The organism is Bacillus bingmayongensis (assembly GCF_000299035.1).
GTDB lineage: Bacteria > Bacillota > Bacilli > Bacillales > Bacillaceae_G > Bacillus_A > Bacillus_A bingmayongensis.
This window is the reverse complement of the sequence record NZ_JH921517.1, coordinates 985225-1001904: the sequence shown is the minus strand read 5'-3', so window position 1 is coordinate 1001904 and position 16680 is coordinate 985225. Positions and strand designations below refer to the sequence as shown.

General features: G+C 34.1%; 15 protein-coding genes and 4 pseudogenes. 8 read left to right on the top strand and 11 right to left on the bottom strand.

The window, feature by feature from the left end; translation table 11 throughout:
• Window positions 1-194 precede the first annotated feature (194 nt).
• Together Y7E_RS0112255 and Y7E_RS0112250 are read left to right on the top strand one after the other, a co-directional pair.
• Window positions 195-1631 carry an IS4 family transposase gene (locus Y7E_RS0112255; protein WP_017150272.1) on the top strand — a complete coding sequence of 479 codons (1437 nt, stop codon included), beginning with the start codon at window positions 195-197 and terminating at the stop codon, window positions 1629-1631.
• 279 nt (window positions 1632-1910) lie between these two features.
• A complete protein-coding gene (locus tag Y7E_RS0112250) occupies window positions 1911-2261 on the top strand; it encodes a DUF3888 domain-containing protein (RefSeq protein WP_017151543.1) in 351 nt (116 codons plus the stop codon).
• 298 nt (window positions 2262-2559) lie between these two features.
• On the opposite strand, the gene Y7E_RS0112245 is transcribed toward Y7E_RS0112250, so the two are convergent.
• From Y7E_RS0112245 to Y7E_RS29595, 3 genes and pseudogenes are all read right to left on the bottom strand, one after another.
• On the bottom strand, window positions 2560-3588 hold the full coding sequence (locus tag Y7E_RS0112245) for a chitinase (protein ID WP_390881324.1): 1029 nt from the start codon (window positions 3586-3588) through the stop codon (window positions 2560-2562).
• A gap of 789 nt (window positions 3589-4377) precedes the next feature.
• Window positions 4378-4629, bottom strand: a pseudogene (locus Y7E_RS0112240) (hypothetical protein); the annotation flags it as partial.
• 759 nt (window positions 4630-5388) lie between these two features.
• Window positions 5389-5621, bottom strand: a pseudogene (locus Y7E_RS29595) (YolC/YozM family protein).
• 1333 nt (window positions 5622-6954) lie between these two features.
• Here Y7E_RS29595 and Y7E_RS0112225 point away from each other — a divergent pair.
• The 3 genes from Y7E_RS0112225 to Y7E_RS34315 all read left to right on the top strand — a co-directional run bounded on the left by Y7E_RS0112225 (window position 6955) and on the right by Y7E_RS34315 (window position 7802).
• On the top strand, window positions 6955-7146 hold the full coding sequence (locus Y7E_RS0112225) for a hypothetical protein (RefSeq protein WP_017151538.1): 192 nt from the start codon (window positions 6955-6957) through the stop codon (window positions 7144-7146).
• A 135-nt stretch (window positions 7147-7281) separates the two neighbouring features.
• Window positions 7282-7395: a YjcZ family sporulation protein gene (locus Y7E_RS31640; protein WP_017151537.1), complete on the top strand. Its 114-nt coding sequence runs from the start codon at window positions 7282-7284 to the stop codon at window positions 7393-7395.
• 140 nt (window positions 7396-7535) lie between these two features.
• The gene (locus Y7E_RS34315) at window positions 7536-7802 is read left to right on the top strand and encodes a CGEA protein (RefSeq protein WP_081584628.1); all 267 of its coding nucleotides are present in this window, start codon (window positions 7536-7538) and stop codon (window positions 7800-7802) included.
• Between the two features lie 164 nt (window positions 7803-7966).
• Here Y7E_RS34315 and Y7E_RS0112215 read toward each other — a convergent pair whose 3' ends face one another.
• The 7 genes and pseudogenes from Y7E_RS0112215 to Y7E_RS0112185 all read right to left on the bottom strand — a co-directional run bounded on the left by Y7E_RS0112215 (window position 7967) and on the right by Y7E_RS0112185 (window position 14282).
• A complete protein-coding gene (locus Y7E_RS0112215) occupies window positions 7967-8698 on the bottom strand; it encodes an IS3 family transposase (protein ID WP_422666715.1) in 732 nt (243 codons plus the stop codon).
• On the bottom strand, window positions 8650-8871 hold the full coding sequence (locus Y7E_RS35020; protein ID WP_017151535.1) for a hypothetical protein: 222 nt from the start codon (window positions 8869-8871) through the stop codon (window positions 8650-8652). The genes Y7E_RS0112215 and Y7E_RS35020 overlap by 49 nt, the downstream gene beginning before the upstream one ends.
• 292 nt (window positions 8872-9163) lie before the next feature.
• Complete coding sequence (locus Y7E_RS0112205) at window positions 9164-9538, bottom strand: amidohydrolase family protein (protein WP_017151534.1); 375 nt, start codon at window positions 9536-9538, stop codon at window positions 9164-9166.
• A gap of 194 nt (window positions 9539-9732) precedes the next feature.
• Window positions 9733-10328: pseudogene (locus tag Y7E_RS29585) on the bottom strand (FMN-binding negative transcriptional regulator).
• A 194-nt stretch (window positions 10329-10522) separates the two neighbouring features.
• Window positions 10523-11491 (bottom strand): bile acid:sodium symporter family protein, encoded by a 969-nt coding sequence (locus Y7E_RS0112195; protein ID WP_017151533.1) that lies wholly within the window; start codon window positions 11489-11491, stop codon window positions 10523-10525.
• Between the two features lie 11 nt (window positions 11492-11502).
• A complete protein-coding gene (locus Y7E_RS0112190) occupies window positions 11503-12888 on the bottom strand; it encodes an FAD-binding oxidoreductase (RefSeq protein ID WP_017151532.1) in 1386 nt (461 codons plus the stop codon).
• Between the two features lie 608 nt (window positions 12889-13496).
• Entirely contained in the window at window positions 13497-14282 is a 786-nt protein-coding gene (locus tag Y7E_RS0112185; RefSeq protein ID WP_017151531.1) for a TrmB family transcriptional regulator, read from the bottom strand.
• A gap of 359 nt (window positions 14283-14641) precedes the next feature.
• Between Y7E_RS0112185 and Y7E_RS0112180 the strand changes: the two genes are divergently transcribed.
• A complete protein-coding gene (locus tag Y7E_RS0112180; RefSeq protein WP_017151530.1) occupies window positions 14642-15160 on the top strand; it encodes a GNAT family N-acetyltransferase in 519 nt (172 codons plus the stop codon).
• 34 nt (window positions 15161-15194) lie between these two features.
• Window positions 15195-15647: a DinB family protein gene (locus Y7E_RS0112175; RefSeq protein WP_017151529.1), complete on the top strand. Its 453-nt coding sequence runs from the start codon at window positions 15195-15197 to the stop codon at window positions 15645-15647.
• Between the two features lie 236 nt (window positions 15648-15883).
• Here Y7E_RS0112175 and Y7E_RS33230 read toward each other — a convergent pair.
• Window positions 15884-16030: pseudogene (locus tag Y7E_RS33230) on the bottom strand (VOC family protein); the annotation flags it as partial.
• Window positions 16031-16183: 153 nt separating this feature from the next.
• On the opposite strand from Y7E_RS33230, the gene Y7E_RS0112165 reads away from it, so the two are divergent.
• Complete coding sequence (locus Y7E_RS0112165) at window positions 16184-16639, top strand: hypothetical protein (protein ID WP_017151527.1); 456 nt, start codon at window positions 16184-16186, stop codon at window positions 16637-16639.
• The last annotated feature ends 41 nt before the right edge of the window (window positions 16640-16680 follow it).

Genomic DNA, 16680 nt, shown 5'->3' with positions numbered 1-16680 from the left:
AATTTTCTTTCTCTATAGTTAGTTATTTTGAGAATTCAGCTCATTTTTGCGTTTTGGGGGTATTTGCTTTTCTTAGCTTGATTGTGATGGGGTCACAACACATGCCCATCAACTTAAGAGATTTTAATACCCCCAAGTATCCAAAAACGTTATTCTTTCTAAACAAGCTAGATTAGAAAGGATGACGTTTTCTTATGAACCTCTCGATTCAAGATGAACTACAACCGTTTGCGGAAGAGTTACAGCGATATATTACACCTGTATTTTTAGAAAAACTTGCAAGAGAAATCGGATTTATAAAGCGAAAACGTAAGTTTTCTGGCTCAGACTTAGCTACGATTTGTATTTGGATCAGTCAACGAGTAGCAAGTGATCCCTTAGTACGATTATGTAGTAGGCTTCATGCAGCCACTGGTACTTTACTCAGCCCTGAGGGCTTAAATAAGCGTTTAAACGCTAAAGCAGTTTTGTTTTTACAACATATTTTTTCTTTACTGTTACAACAAAAAATATGTGAACAAACGCAAATTTCTAACCATCTCTTCACTTATTTTGGACGAATCCGTATCCTAGATGCCACCGTATTTCAGGTGCCAAATGATTTAGATAATGTATATCCAGGCTCTGGAGGCTGTGCTCAAACAGCCGGAATCAAAATTCAATTAGAATATGATCTGCACAGTGGGGAATTTCTTAACTTTCAAGTTGGACCAGGAAAAAATAATGACAAAACATTTGGCACGGAGTGCTTAGATACCTTACGACCAGGAGATTTATGTATTCGTGATCTAGGTTATTTTTCATTGGAAGACTTAGACCAAATGGATCAACGAGGTACATACTATGTGTCTCGTTTAAAATTAAATACGAATGTATATATGAAAAATCCAAATCCAGAATACTTTAAAAACGGTGCTATTAAGAAGCAATCGGAATACATACAGATCGATGTGAAGCGGCTTCTAAACCAACTACAGCCAGGAGAAACATTTGAATTAAAACATGCTTATATCGGTGATAAACAACAACTATTTGCACGTGTTATTTTTAATCGATTAACAGAAAAGCAACTTCAAAAGCGGCAAGCGAAGATTGCGGAAAAAGAAAAGTCTAAAAATAGAGCGTACTCAGAGAAAAGTAAATTGGTAGCTGGATTAAACGTGTATGTGACGAATACACCTTGGGAATGGGTTCCGATGGAACAGGTACATGAATTATATACTTTACGTTGGCAAATAGAGATTGTCTTTAAAACGTGGAAATCACTCTTCAAGATAGACCATTATCGTAATGTAAAACAGGAACGATTAGAGTGCCAATTATATGGAAATCTAATCGCTATTTTCCTATGTTCCTCTACTATGTTTAAAATGCGTCAATTGCTTTTACAAAAGAAGAAAAGAGAATTAAGCGAATATAAAGCGATTGGGATGATCCAAGATCATCTATTTCTGTTATATCAAGCAATACAGCAAAACAACCAAGAGATAACAAAGATCCTAACCCGCCTGTTCAACCTTTTACAGAGGAATGGACGGAAATCCCACAGATATGAGAAGAAAACTGTCTTTGATATTATGGGTGTTGTCTATGAGTATAGTGGATTGAGAAAACAAAAGAAAGTTGCATAATTTTTTAAAAATGAAACCCGTTAGGGTTTATTCGGTGTGCTTACTTTTAAGGACATCAAATATTTTAAGAGTTTTTTAGTTCATATGAACAAAAGTTCATTTTGTTTCCGCTCTTAAGTTGATGGGCATGGGTCACAACAACATTTCGGAAAAATTGTACGTTTAGACATAATTTGGACACATTTTAATCAGTTCCCTGTACGCTAAATTAAAATGAATAATTACTATTTTTCAGCATATCCTAACCCTTATCCTATGACATAGGTTGGAGAGGAATTTATGCTAAAACATAAATTATCCATAATATTTTGTGGAATTATAATAACATTTTTCTTTATATCTCCATTGAAAGGGAAAGCAACCAATGTGTGTAATAAGGATTTTTATGATTCTTATAATACTTTATTGGCTCCACATGCAAGTCAAATTATTAGAAAGCAACTTGGAACATATCATCAATATAGTTTAACAGAGACAAAAGTTATAAAAGTTGAGCGATATCCAAAAGGAACTTTTAATTTTCTTGTCACAGCTGAATATCATACTTATGTAAATGCTCATAATCCTCCGAATTACAAAGTAACAATTACTTTTAATATTGATCCCAGTGGGGTAAAAGTAAAAAAGTGAAACAACAGCAGGAATAGAAAAAACAGTGAAGTATAAAATTCAATAATATCAACGTTTTCAGCTATATTCGCGTTCATAAAGTATGTACACATTTGCATTTTTTATGTAGTCATCAAAAATCAAAGAAAATACACTACCATATTATTTTTTGGATCACTTAGCTTGATAGCTATGTGGCGATACCCTATTTATGATTCTCGTCGCTCAATTTCGAAAAAGTTCAGCTTACTTTTAAAAACTTTGTAACAGAACCCATCTTTTTATAGAAAGATGAGTTCTGTTACAAGGAAATTAGTTTTTAGGGAAGTATAGCATCAAAATATGTTCTATAATAATTAGAGAATTCATAGTTGTTTTTTGCATCCCAATTAATGGACCAAGACATTAATCCACGGAATGTAGGGTATCCTTCTGGATTAGACAGTTTATATTTTCCGCCAAATGGTACACCTTTAATAAGGTAATCTAATGCCTTTTTCATTTCAGTTGGAGAAATATACCCGCCGCTTGGAGCTGCGGCTGGAGCTGCTGGAAGACCAATCATAACTTGTTCAGTTCGTAGTGGAGGGAAAATATTATTGATATTACCTCCTACTGGAAATCCGTGTAATAGCATATCCGCCATAGCTACTTCATAATCTGCGGTTCCTTGATTATAGTTATTTCCATCCATGCCAATACCGCTACCAGCGTTATAATGTTGAACGTGAATATATGTTAACTTGTCTTTTACTCCATAAATAATAGGCAAATACGCACCCCAGATGTTTCCATACGCACTATATCCTCCCTGTACATATGCCGTTTCAGGTGCCATGCTTAATAAAAAGTCGGGTCCATAATGTTCTGAAATAGTTCTAATAGCTGAAATTAGGTTTGTAATTTGAAGTGTTTTAGGATTTTTAAAATCATTATCTCCCGCATTTAACGTAATTCCTGACTCAAGGTCAATATCAATACCATCAAATCCATATTTGTCAATGAGGTATTGTAAAGAATCAACGAATCGTTGTTTAGCATTATTATCAGGTAATAAAACAACGCCATTTTGTCCCCCTATTGAAAGAACTACTTTTTTCCCTTTACTTTTTAGATAAGCAATATCGTTTTTGAATTCGGTATCTGTACCATAAATCGGTGTGAACTCAACAGTAGATCGATCACTACCTGTTTCACCAAAAGATACATTGATTACATCCCATTTAGGTGAAACATCTTTCAGTTTAATAATGCCTGTACCGTTATCAAAGTTATGCCAGTATCCAACAAGTAATTTAGGTCCTAAACTATTTTCGGCTTTAGCTTGTAGTGAGGTAACGGGAAGCATAAAGAGAGTGGCTAGAATAAAAAGGATTAATCTTAATTTTCTTATCATCTACAACACTCCTATCCTAAAAAAGTTGTCTAGATGTATTGTCTGCTAGTACAATATATTTTATCAGAAAATTCAGTTTTATATAACAAGATTAAAAATTTATCAATAATTGTATCTAAAGGGATGTACCCGACCATTTATAAAGGTATACCTTTATAAACAATTAGATTTACCTTTAAGAAGCTTGAAATAAGTTTTTTGAAACAAAATAATAGAACTTTTTTTATAAACGTCGTAACCATGCTTTAAAATTATAATAAAATTCAAATAATCAATTACTATCATCTCAAAATAAATTTAGACATCTCTATTCTTTTACAGTTTGTAATAAAACCTTTTAAAACTCAGAAGAATGTTAATTACCTCCATAAGGATACCAATTTTTTCACTCTTATTATAAGATAAAGATAAATATCTAAAGGAGTATCATTGTCTTGAAGTTTTTGCACTAGAACCGTAATTTGTCTTAACTCCTCCTTACGGTAATTCTAAATTCAACATTTTAATTCTATATATTTTAATGTACAATAATTAAGGTCTTTTTATATGCGTTTTTAGATAGATTACTCATTTTTCGAAAAAGAGCCCATCCTCTAGTGGGTTCTTTTTTTCTTTATAAAATAAAAAAGCAGCAGAAATGAAAGTAGGTATACTCTTTACAAAGAAAAAAGACCTTGTAAATTACAAGTTTTTTTTCTAACGTATAATTAATAATCTTTACATCAGTGTTTGTTAAATTCCTCCACCATGGTCTCCATCTGCTTCTGATTTTGGTGTAGGTACGTCCCCGTGATTATAAGATGGAGCTCCTCCAGTATATCCATCTGAGTAACTTGGGGACCAAGTTTCAGCATGACTATATGCAGGCGCTCCTCCATAATCTCCTATCAAAGCTGCCTGAACGACACCTCCACCATCTCCATCAGCAACACCAATGATTCCAAAACCTAAAACAGATAAACCAACGACTGCTGTACCAATTTTTCTTTTCAAATTCTTTCTCCCCTTTATGTGTATTTCGTGTTAATTGAAATGAACGTATTACAGCTCTCACCTGTAATAAAAATTCGATCCATCTCGATATTACACATATATACTTCTATGTATTTTTTTGTAAAATCTTCTTACATTTAGAAAGAAAGAGTTCTTTTTAGTAAAAATTTAGCACAATTGTGTCGAACTATATTTATCCAATCCACTCAAAAAAATCTTATTTCAAATATCTTGTCATGATCTGTGCTTCTTTTTCTAGCCATAATCACCATCTCGCGGTAATTCCTTGAATTTATTCGTCATTGCTCATTCATTTCAATTCTTCCATATCTATACCAATATCAGCTGCTGCGATAATAATCTACACAATTAAAAGTGGTATAATTACTTCCATCTATCACTCCCCTCATGGTAATTCCTGATTTCAGTATTGAAATTTTCTGTACTTAAATGTATTGTATTTTTGTATTTTTTCTCTATCTGATACAGAGAAATCATCATCACACTTCATCACTTGAGAAGGGACCCGTCTTTGTGGGTTCTTTTTTGTGCAAAATAAAAAAGAAGCGGATTCGCTACTGTAATTGTTCAGCTATCTCCTTAAATAACTAACTAATGTCCCTTTTCTTATTTTAGTTTTAGAAATTTTTAAAATATTCAAACTACAAAGCGTTCTTTTTGACATTATACATCTTTTTATCGCCGCTACTTTTAAACCAATACAAGTAGATCTTTGTTTAAAAAAGGTCTACTTGAAAATCACGTATTTTTATCTTTTTCAAAAACGTCAATTTTATAATGATTTAAATCAGATTTACTCACGTTTTTTCTAAGTATTTTATCAATTTCTTTTTATCTTCTATTTTCTCGATTTCAATCCAAATTGTAGGGTCTGTAATACCTATTTGAAAACTAGATAAATCATATTTATCCCAAGCATTCTCAAGAACAGTTGCAATATGTTCCTCACGTATCTCTCTATCAGTTTTCATCGTATCTGCTTTATTGGTAGTACAAACACTAAATACTAACATACAGATAATCATTGTTACTAAGGTAAGAGAGAATTTTTTCACTATACACACCTCCATAACTTTATGTTATCATCATAATCCATTTATGCTTTAAATTCTTAAGTTGATATAGGTGTGGTGCCACCCCTATAATTGTCAGCAAACGGTTCTATTACAAACTTGTATGCGAATAGACAAATTAAAACACTCATCATCCATTCTTCCATATGTGTCACTCCTTTCCAATGAGCACTTAAAATCATCATTTGATTTGTGTGCATGATTATAGTTAACCCACTGGAAAGTAGAAAATAATTCTACCCTGACTATTATTGCTGGAATAATATAACATATTTTCGTTTGTATATGTCAGAATTTTAGATTAAAAGAAATCCAGATCTAAGATAAGCACTCATTAGGGTGTCTTTTTTTATGCTTATTTACTATGTATTCTCATTTAGAAGTAAAAAACAACCAATAGCAAAAGACCACCTATTTCCGTAGATGGCCTCTGGTCCTTCAGCTTTATTGTACACCATTAATTATACCGCTAACCTCATGAGATGTTTTTATGCAATTTTGCATGACAACCGTTTTCATCATAACAATAGTGAAAAATATTTATACTAAACTTTAAAAATATTCTACATAAATATTCTCAATTTACTGTATATTATGTTGATGTTAAACTTTAAGTGTAGTAAATATTTGTTTGAACCATGTCCCCTAAAACAAGGTTTGAATAGTCATCTCAATACGCGAGAACAAACAGAGAAGAGGCACCTAAGGGTGTCTTTTCTTATTTTTTGAATATTTTCCCCTTGAATAAAACAACTGTGCTCAAAACAAAATGAAATATTTTATAATGTTGATTCATACATATGTAATACTTGCATTAGCATTACATATGTACAAATATTAAAACGAAAGCTAGGTGAGTCGAAAATGACAGCTTGTTCAGGTGTCGCTTGTTCATGCCACCAGGCACTGTAGTGACAATTACAACCAGATCAGGATAGATTATCAGGCCTGTTTCTCTTGTTAGATATTTTCCATCACCTTCTACAAATTAATTAGTCATATTAGAGGAAGAGACTTCAACAACACCACCCTCTACTCACCATATATTTATAAGTTATGAAGATATAGAAAGTATTACCATTTCTCCCTACTTAAAATCCTATAAAATAATAATTGATAAACTAGACCAAAAAGGAACTTAATAAGTGTCTTTTTTTGAAGACCTTGTCTAAATGTCTAACACCTTCTTCTCTATTAATTAGTATAATATAATGGAGAGGAGGATCTTAAAATGATTATCTATACTAAACTCGATTACTGGAGAGAATATGGAGATATGATTGTTCTCGGGTGTAAATCGGGCAAAGAAACTTTTGAAATCTCAACTGATAAAAATCGTATTTATAATGCTCATCGCTTAAAAGATGAAGTGTATATCCGACTAGATTCTGATAAAAACATAATCGGTATAGATGTATATTGAAATTAAATATTTATCACTGTTTATTTACATCTTAAAGGACCTGCTCATATGTAGAAATTAATCATACAGTAAAGTATGCCGTTAAATTAATAACATACCTATTGCCTCAATCTCCTCAATCAAGGAGGAATAATTATGGGTTATGGTGACTCTTGTGGTTTTGGTGGTGGATTCGCCTTACTAATCGTACTGTTCATTCTGTTAATCATTATTGGATGCAGTTGTTGGGGCGACGGATTCGGTTACTAGTAAACAAAAGGCACTCATTAGGGTGTCTTTACTTATTTCTTTAAAAAACACTATTTAACCCACCCAAACCTTTTATAATGTTAATTCATATATTTATATTACAGTTTATACAAATGTTAAAAAGGTAGGTAAAACTAAAAATAGCGAGTTGCTCAGGTGTCGCCTGTTCATTATTTAAGCTTTGGCCACCAGGTACTATAGTAACAATAACAACTAGATCTGGACAGATTATCGGTCCTGTTTCTCTTGTTGTTTATCTTCCATTACCTTCTTTAAATTGCTTAATCGTATTTGAAGAAGAGGATTCGACAACACCACCATCTACTAGTCTTGTATTTATAAGTTGCGAAGATATAGAAAGTATTACCACATCTCCCAACTTAATCGATACACTTAAAGATTTGTGACTTCCACACATTTGTTAAAAAGATAATAGAACAAACACACAATCATTTTTATTCAAAGATCATGTACTATAGCAAATCACCTTACTTTTATAACTAAGTAGTTATTTTATACCTTTCAGACGAGTTAATAAAAGAAAAGGCCAAGTGTAGCTATGAACTACAGTTTAATAAAAGGACCTTAAAACACTTAAAAGATGGTTTCGGTACTGTACCGGAGCCATCTTTTTTAGTGTCCACTGATAACGATAGTAATTATAATCCTTCATGTACTCCTCTATCACCTGTTGAAGAGATTGAAACGTTGGACAATCTTTATAATCTAATTCATACTTCATATAACCAAAAAAGGATTCTATCGGGGCATTATCCAGACAGTTTCCCCTACGTGACATAGATTGTTTTATTCCCATTTCTTTTACACGTCGCTGAAATTCAGGATGCGTGTAATGTGTACCTTGATCTGAATGTAAAAGTGCTTCTGGATGAATTGTATCTCCTAATCTATCTTTCAATTTGTCTAATGTTTGATAGACGATATGCATTTGTAGAGAGGGAGAGACGTGATAAGCTAAAATCTCTCGTGTGGTACTATCTTTTACACAAGATAAATAAGCTTTCTTCCCTTTTCCATAAAATAAATATGTAATATCAGTTAACATACTTTTTTCCGGCTCTTCTTGATTGAATTGACGTTGAAGTAGGTTAGGACAAACCCTGCGTTCTTGCGTCGCCTTAGCTATTTGTTTGTATGGATTCGCACGATGAGTCTTTGTCACTAGATTGTATTTCCACATAATCCGAAAGATACGCTTTAGATTCATTTTAATTCCCTTTGTATTTTCTAAAGTCATTTTGATAAATATCGCGCCACATTTTTTCTTCTTTTGGTTGAAAATTTCATGAATCCATTCATAATCTTTCTCATCACATAATTCTTTTTCAGCGCCTGCCTTTCGAGCTCGTCTAACTTTTTTAAGAATTCAAGTTCCGCTTCTAAAAAAGCAATACGCGCTTCCGCTTTCTTTAGCTTGTCATCAGAAGATAACTGTTTTGTGGAAGGACGACCCACATTTCCTTTTCCGCGACGTTCTGTATAAAATCCTTCTTCGCCAAACTGTTCATACGTCTTTCTCCAGCGTTTTAAGCATTGATTTGGCTTTCTTTCGCCAATAATATCAGATCGAATCCATTCTCTAAAAAGATTTGATTCGGCCCTTTCCCATGCTGATTTTCTTTCACAGCTTTTACTTTAAAATCAGCATGGTCCCCGGAGAAAGCTGACCGACATTCGGAATCCGTGTGATTTCCTGGGCCGCACGGGTATATAGCGTGATGGCAGTTTCGATATCCACTTTTTGTTCTTAACCTGTGTCTGTTCCATCATAAGCCATGCGAGTTACAACAGCTTTCAGCCCTACAAACGGATTCACAGGATCTGACCATGCCGTTGCAGGAGCATCAGAGGAAAACGCCACCTTAATCCCTGCTTGAAACATAGATTGAATGGAATAGGTTCTCTTTGTCCGTTCAGCACCAAGGTTATTTAGATAACTCTCAATCTCTGCAAACAAAAAGATAGGCTGCGGGACAAACGCAATTCCTGTTTCAGCAGCTCGCTGGATGGCTTCTGCTGTCGGCATAGCAGCATGCTCAATTCTGATAGAATGTGCATCTGACAGCCAGCTAACTTTACCATAGAATGTGTTCACAATTAAATCAATAGCCTGCTCGCCCATTGCGTGAATAACCAATTGAATTCGGAAATAAAGTTATAATATTTAAAGCACAGTTGCGACATTTATAAAAAAGTTAATTTGTCAAAAGAATGAACTAAAAAATGGTAAAGAGCAGATAAAAAAATTCATCGCTTCTTTATTTATCTCGCATTATCGGACAGTTTCACTTTATAACATGTAGTCTAGTTCTTACATTACTCTTCATTCTTCATAAGATTTTCTCTCATCAACACAGCAATCCCTTTATGCCCCTCACTATCAATTTGCTCTAGTTTCTCCACAACTAACTCCTGTCGCTTCACTGAATGATTTTGGCTCAGTTTCCTTTTTCCTTCTATCCGATTAATCTTGATTTTAAATCCGACAATCCCTTTACTTAACCCTTGAATATAACTCGGTTCTACATCATTTAATGAATAAGAACTCGCCTGATCTCATACTTATCTACTAAATCACGAAGAGAATCTAGTAATTCTTGTTCACTTGCGACAATCTCCATTTCACCATATACATGAACGGCTACATAATTCCATGTCGGTACTGCTTTCTTTGTTTCATACCAGGAAGGAGAGATATAGCAATGGGGTCCCTGAAAAACAGCAAGTACCTCTTGATTCTCAACGTCTTTCCATTGTTCATTCGGACGTGCAAAATGACCATATAAGATGCGCTCATCTCTATTTAATAGCAAAGGAAGATGCGTTGCATATGGTTCCTCATTATGCCGAGAAAACAATGTTGCAAAGCTATTTTGTTCAATGATTTCATATTTCGTTTTTTCATCTTTTATATCGAATTATTTTGGTATATACATATTCTTCCTCTTTTCTTTCTTATCATTTTATTTTCCAATTATATTTAGAAAGAAACTAATCCGACAGGGACAGATAATAATTATTTTATAAGGACAGTATTACTTCTATAACAGAATCATAAAACGCTTTTCAGTATTTAAACTAAAAAGCGTTTTCTATAGATAATCACTCACCTTTCTACACCCGTTTGAATACTTTGTTTTTGCAGGACATCCACAGTTTTTTTAGACCAAAACGTAGCGAGTATTGGACCTGCAATGTTATGCCATACTGCGGCTAGAACACTTGGTAAAGCAGCTAATGGTCCGAAATGTGCGGCCCCCAACGCTACGCCTAATCCAGAGTTCTGCATCCCCACTTCAATCGAAATCGCTCGTCTCGTTCCTTCATCAAGCCCGAGTACCAATGCCGTCAAATAGCCAAGTAAAAATCCAAATGCATTATGGAGCATCACCGCTGCAAAAATTAACAACCCAGAAGAAGAAATACTACTTACATTCGCCGAAATAACTGCAGAAACAATAATGATAATTGCTAAAACTGATATAAGAGGTACAACTGTGATACCTTTATTCACTACTGTCGGAAAGAACTTTCTCACTGCTATCCCTAAAATAATTGGGACAATGATCACTTGTACGATAGAAAGAAACATCGACATAGGATCAACTGGCATCCACTGCCCTGCTAATAATAATAAAATAAAAGGTGTAGCAATCGGTGCAAGCAATGTTGATAATGATGTCATCGCAATGGATAAAGGTAAATTCCCTTTCGCAAGATACACCATTACGTTTGACGAAGTTCCACCTGGCACTGAACCTAGTAGAACTAACCCCGCGGCTAATTCTGCTGGCAATTTCATCATATATGCAAGTGCATACGCAACGAGGGGCATAATAACAAACTGAGCACATACCCCAATAATTACTGGTAACGGCTTCGTTACAATCATTTTAAAATCAACTGCTTTTAGCGTCAGTCCCATTCCAAACATAACAATACCTAGTAAAATCGTAATATATCCATTAAACCAGAGGAATGGTGTAGGAACCATAAATGCGATAGCCGCGATACATATAACCCAAATGGCGAAATATCTTCCTGCTACGTTACTGATTGCTTCTAACGTTTTCATCAGATCATTCCTTATTCTTGGATTTTAAAAATCTTATTCGGATTCAGAATATTTTTCGGATCCAAAGCTTGTTTCATCTTTTTCATCACAAGAAGTGCTGCCCCATGCTCTTTTTCTTGATATTTTTGTTTACCAATCCCTACCCCGTGTTCACCTGTACATGTTCCACCACATTTAAGGGCATATAACACAATTTTTTCATTTGCTATTTCTGTTTTATTTATTTCTTCTCTATCATTTGGATTCACCATTAATAAAACGTGAAAATTTCCATCTCCTACATGTCCAAGGATTCCACCAACAATTCCGGCAGAATCTAAAGTTTCTTTTGCATACTGAATTGCATGAGCTAACTCTGAAATTGGGACACAAACATCTGTACTCATCAGTTTTTTACCCGGATAACTATGAACATAAGCATATGCTAGATTATGTCTTGCTTCCCATAATTTATTTCTAGCAGCTGTTTCTGTTTCAAATTCAATACTTTTACACTTGTGATCCTCGGCAATCTCTTTTGTAAATTCAATATCTTGTTTTAATCCTGCTTCATTTCCATGAAACTCTAAAAATAATGTTGACTCTTCTCTATAATTTGTTTCACTATACAGATTTACTTGTTTCATTGACAGTTCATCAACAAGCTCAATTCTCGCAATCGGAATACCAGCTTGTAAAATATCAATCACAGCTTCCACTGCATCATTTACCGTCGGAAAAGATGCTCTTGCCGCCATAGTATGTTCAGGTATTCCATATACCCTTAAAGTTAACTCAGTAAAGCAACCAAGTGTTCCTTCTGATCCAACAAATATACCATTTAAATGATAACCAGATGACGACTTTGCCGCTAGAGTTCCTGTATGTATAATGGTTCCATCTGCGAGTACAACTTCTAAATCTCGAACTTGATCACGCATAACACCATACTTTACTGAAGTCGTTCCACTCGCGTTCGTAGCAGCCATTCCGCCTAGCGTAGCGTCAGCTCCTGGATCTACACTAAAAAATAACCCATGCTTTTTTAATTCTTTATTGAGTTGCGAACGAGTCACCCCCGGTTGGACTTTAACGAGAAAGTCATTTTCTCTCACCTCTAATATTTGATTCATAAGTGAAAAATCCATTGTAATCCCATTTTCATATGGAATCACATGACCTTCCAAGCTTGAGCCTACTCCGAATGGCACAACTGGTGTTTGGTACTTGTTTGCTAGTTTCATTATCTCACTAACCTCTTCTGTCGTTGTTGGAAATACAACAACATCTGGCAGACTACTAGCATGATAAGATTCATCTTTACTGTGCAACTCTCTCACCGTTTCATTTACTACTACTTGTGTTTCAGGAAGTATCTCTTTTAAGGCAATTATCAAACTTTCAGTTTCAGCTTTCATTTCATTCTCTCCTATCATTCTGTTACAGATTTCATATACAATTTAAGATCGTTTTATAACGATTCACCTGATGAACTATTCCATACATAATAATCTGAAAAATTAAATAATTCAAGTGTTAATTTAGAAACAACTCCATTGCAAGGTTACATTTTCCAATGTTTACACTGTGGTACACACCGTTTACATGTAGATTGCACCTAATATATTAACTTGCTTCAGCTGTAATAAAATTCAGAAAAAACATGCTAGGACTCAATCGCATTGTGACAACTACTTCTATATTCCTTCAATGTCATTTAAACGTCACACACGTCGTAATACTTTATACAATTAGCATTTCATTTAATTTTTCGATTATAGTAGACAGCAACGTATTCGGAATGAATAGAACTTCTTCATATCATCAAAAAAAACGAAAAAGAGCCCACTTGTATTGGACTCTTTTTGATTTATCCCGCTATTTGCGGGCAGTAATGCTCCCAACTCAAAATTCAGCGAAAGCAAAGAAGTTAGGTGGGAGATAAACTGCCCGTAAAAGCCCGATTGGTGAGGGCTAATAATCAGTTCAACAACTCATCCATTAACTTCAATATCAATTACCCTTATTAAACATGCAAGCCTTTCTCTTTGAAATAACTTAACATTTTCCGGTAATTCTCTCCGTACTTCTTTTGAAATTCTTTCCCAAAATCTTCTTCGATGTGTTGCATCATCATATCATGGTAAAAAGCGTTTTTTATTACTTCAATTACTGCTGGATGATTCGTCTCTAATGCAGATGGCTTAATATCTCCTTCAAAACTACCAATTAAAGCTGAACTAGAATCACAGAGAATAGAAAACTTCCTTTCATCAGTAGGCCACTCTTCATCCCTGTAATGCTGGAATACATGTTTAAGAGGTGTTTTACATGCTCCAATTGTAATTAAGATGACACTAATTCCTTTACATTCAGCTACAAGCAACGCTTCCTCTATATAGTGCAAGTCTTCTGACCAAATATCTACAACTATAGATGTTTCTGCATTTGCAATAACGCGACGTACAGCATTATCTAACGCATTACTTCCTTGCCAATTATAAAAAGCAGGTGCAGGTCTAGGCGGAGATTTTAATTGATTGATAAGAGCTTTCGAAGTTTGTTCAAATTTAGTTTGAAAAAGACGTATTAATTGCTCTATCGGAACAGCATTATAAAGAACGGTCTCCCCTTCTATACTCCTGCAAGCCCCTTTGTCCGTTAATGATCGTAAAGCGGCATATACATTTGTTCTTGAAACAGATACCCGTTTTGCAACTTCATACCCGGACAAATCTGGCTCTTCATGTAACGTCAAATAGCATCTTGCTTCTAAATCAGACAAACCTATCTTTTTCAGTAAATCAATCATGGAAACCCTCCTTACTTAACAACCCAATTAGACACTCATCTTAAGTGGTATTTATCAATACTCCTAATAGGATATTACCTTTAGTTTAAACGAAAATAAACAGAATTTCATCTGTATATTCTTGTTAATTAACATTATAAACATGGTGAAATATTGCAAATAAGTTTCAAATGTATAATAAGTATTACAAACTTTCATATACATGTTCATTGAGACAATGAATAACATTTGGAAATCTAGATCTACAATCTCTATATTCACAAACATCAATGTCTGGCAAGTACTTTATTTCTCTAACATCCAAATTATGTTAAGATTGTTTTAATATTCAAAAAACACATAAAAGGAGTCTATTTAGAATGAATGTCTACTTAGTGCAACCTACAATTGACTTACAAGAAGAATACCTAGAATTCTATCAAGAATGGAAAAATAGTGGTGAAACGATGGTTCCTTGGGTTATTGCAAAAGATCCTACTAATTTTCCAAAAATGGTTCAAGATTTACTCGATGCAGCAGAAAGAAAAAATCTCCGTAACGGCTGGGTACCTGACTCTACTTTTTGGCTTGTCACAGATCATAAAAAAATTGTTGGAGCTGTAAATATTCGTCACCGTTTAACTGAACATTTATTTAATGCTGGTGGGCATATTGGCTATGGTATACGCCCTTCCGCAAGGCGCAAAGGATATGCTACAAAATTATTAGCTTTATCATTAGAAAAAACAAGAGAATTGGATATTACCAAAGCTCTTGTCGTTTGCGACGAATGGAATGTTGCCTCTGAAAAAACAATTTTACATAACGGGGGCCTTCGTGACAGTGACTTCACCGAAGAAAACGGGAATATTGTAAGAAGATATTGGATTGAGCTGTAAACATCCATTTACTATAGAAATCGGAGGGATTCACATGTCTACATTAGCAATCCAATTAGAAAATACAATTCATACTGCTTCTCAAAAAGTGATACTTCTTTCTGACATGGACATAAAACCCACCCCAACAAAATGGTCTAAAAAAGAAATATTAGGTCACCTTTGTGATTCCGGTACAATAAACCATAAACGCTTTGTTGATATTCTTACTTCAAAAGAAACTATTACACTCACTGGTTATGATCAAGATTCGTGGGTATATGCGCATAATTATCAACAGTCTTTTTCATCAAATGAAATTCTAAAATTATGGGAAGCTATTAATATACAAATTATAAAATTATTAACGAATGTAAAGACTGAACAATGGCAACTTCCATGTAGATTAGAAGACCAACAGGAAGTAACTTTAGAATGGCTTGTTACAGATTATATTAATCATATGAACCATCATCTTGCTCAAATATTTACCATCCGTAAAAAATAAAGTGAAACTTTAATCAGTGGGGGGTTTCTTCATCCCCCGCTGATTATTAGCCCTCACCAATCGGGCTTTTACAGGTAGTTTATCTCCCACCTAACTTCTTTGCTTCCGCCGAATTTTGAGGTGGGAGTATTACTGCCTGTTAATACGGGATAAATCTCTTTTCAGTTTTGTTTGGCCTCGATTACATACAAAAAATAAGGAGGAAAGTTCACCATTCGTTCTCCTCCTTATTTTCATTATTCTACCTCTGCTTCAAACTGCACCGTAATTCCACTTGGGTCCACCACTGTGAACCCATTCACGTTCTCTGTTAATTCATGATTTTTCTCTACCAATCTCTTTTTCACTTCATCCAATACCTCTTTATGCGGTAATACAATTGTATTTTATAGGAGAAAAGAAATTTAACTCTAACTATACCAATGAATATTTAATTTTCTCAACTTGTAAATAAGCATCAAACTCTATAAACAACTTGAAGAACAGAACATTTGTTTGTATCATGAAATTACTTTCAAACAAAAAGGAGGACTAAAATGAAAAGTTGGACAGAAAAAATTATCATTCACACACCCATTGAGCACTTGTTTTCTTATTTTGATGGTTCATTAGATCAAATGCAAAAGCTAATGCCTCAAGTGATAGAGAATACACCTCTCAAAGAAACAGAAACAATTGTTGGGAATGTTTATCGCCAAAAATATAAAGAAGGCGAAGAAATTCAGGAATATGATGTAGAAACACTTGATTATATAAATACAGCCACACACAAAAAATTGAAATCAGGCTTTACTCTTGCTAATATGTTTGATATTACTGCTACATACGAATTGAGACAAATAGATGAAATTCAAACATTATTTAAATATACCGCTACAAACCAACCATTAACCGAGCAAGCTGAGTTATATATGAAATCTGCTACAAATCAAGTTGTAGTTGACTTTGTTAATCGTGTTAAATCGATCGCTGAGTCTGAATATAGCAAGTAAACTGTTACTTAAGTAACATAATAAAACATTAAAGGAGCGTT

Bases quoted from the DNA above. Each gene is read 5' to 3' on its own strand.
- Y7E_RS0112180 (WP_017151530.1), top strand. From the start codon at position 14,642: ATGAATGTCTACTTAGTGCAACCTACAATTGACTTACAAGAAGAATAC.
- Y7E_RS0112255 (WP_017150272.1), top strand. From the start codon at position 195: ATGAACCTCTCGATTCAAGATGAACTACAACCGTTTGCGGAAGAGTTA.
- Y7E_RS0112205 (WP_017151534.1), bottom strand. From the start codon at position 9,538: ATGGGCGAGCAGGCTATTGATTTAATTGTGAACACATTCTATGGTAAA.
- Y7E_RS31640 (WP_017151537.1), top strand. From the start codon at position 7,282: ATGGGTTATGGTGACTCTTGTGGTTTTGGTGGTGGATTCGCCTTACTA.
- Y7E_RS0112195 (WP_017151533.1), bottom strand. From the start codon at position 11,491: ATGAAAACGTTAGAAGCAATCAGTAACGTAGCAGGAAGATATTTCGCC.
- Y7E_RS0112175 (WP_017151529.1), top strand. From the start codon at position 15,195: ATGTCTACATTAGCAATCCAATTAGAAAATACAATTCATACTGCTTCT.
- Y7E_RS0112245 (WP_390881324.1), bottom strand. From the start codon at position 3,588: ATGCTTCCCGTTACCTCACTACAAGCTAAAGCCGAAAATAGTTTAGGA.
- Y7E_RS0112250 (WP_017151543.1), top strand. From the start codon at position 1,911: ATGCTAAAACATAAATTATCCATAATATTTTGTGGAATTATAATAACA.
- Y7E_RS0112190 (WP_017151532.1), bottom strand. From the start codon at position 12,888: ATGAAAGCTGAAACTGAAAGTTTGATAATTGCCTTAAAAGAGATACTT.
- Y7E_RS0112185 (WP_017151531.1), bottom strand. From the start codon at position 14,282: ATGATTGATTTACTGAAAAAGATAGGTTTGTCTGATTTAGAAGCAAGA.
- Y7E_RS0112165 (WP_017151527.1), top strand. From the start codon at position 16,184: ATGAAAAGTTGGACAGAAAAAATTATCATTCACACACCCATTGAGCAC.
- Y7E_RS0112225 (WP_017151538.1), top strand. From the start codon at position 6,955: ATGATTATCTATACTAAACTCGATTACTGGAGAGAATATGGAGATATG.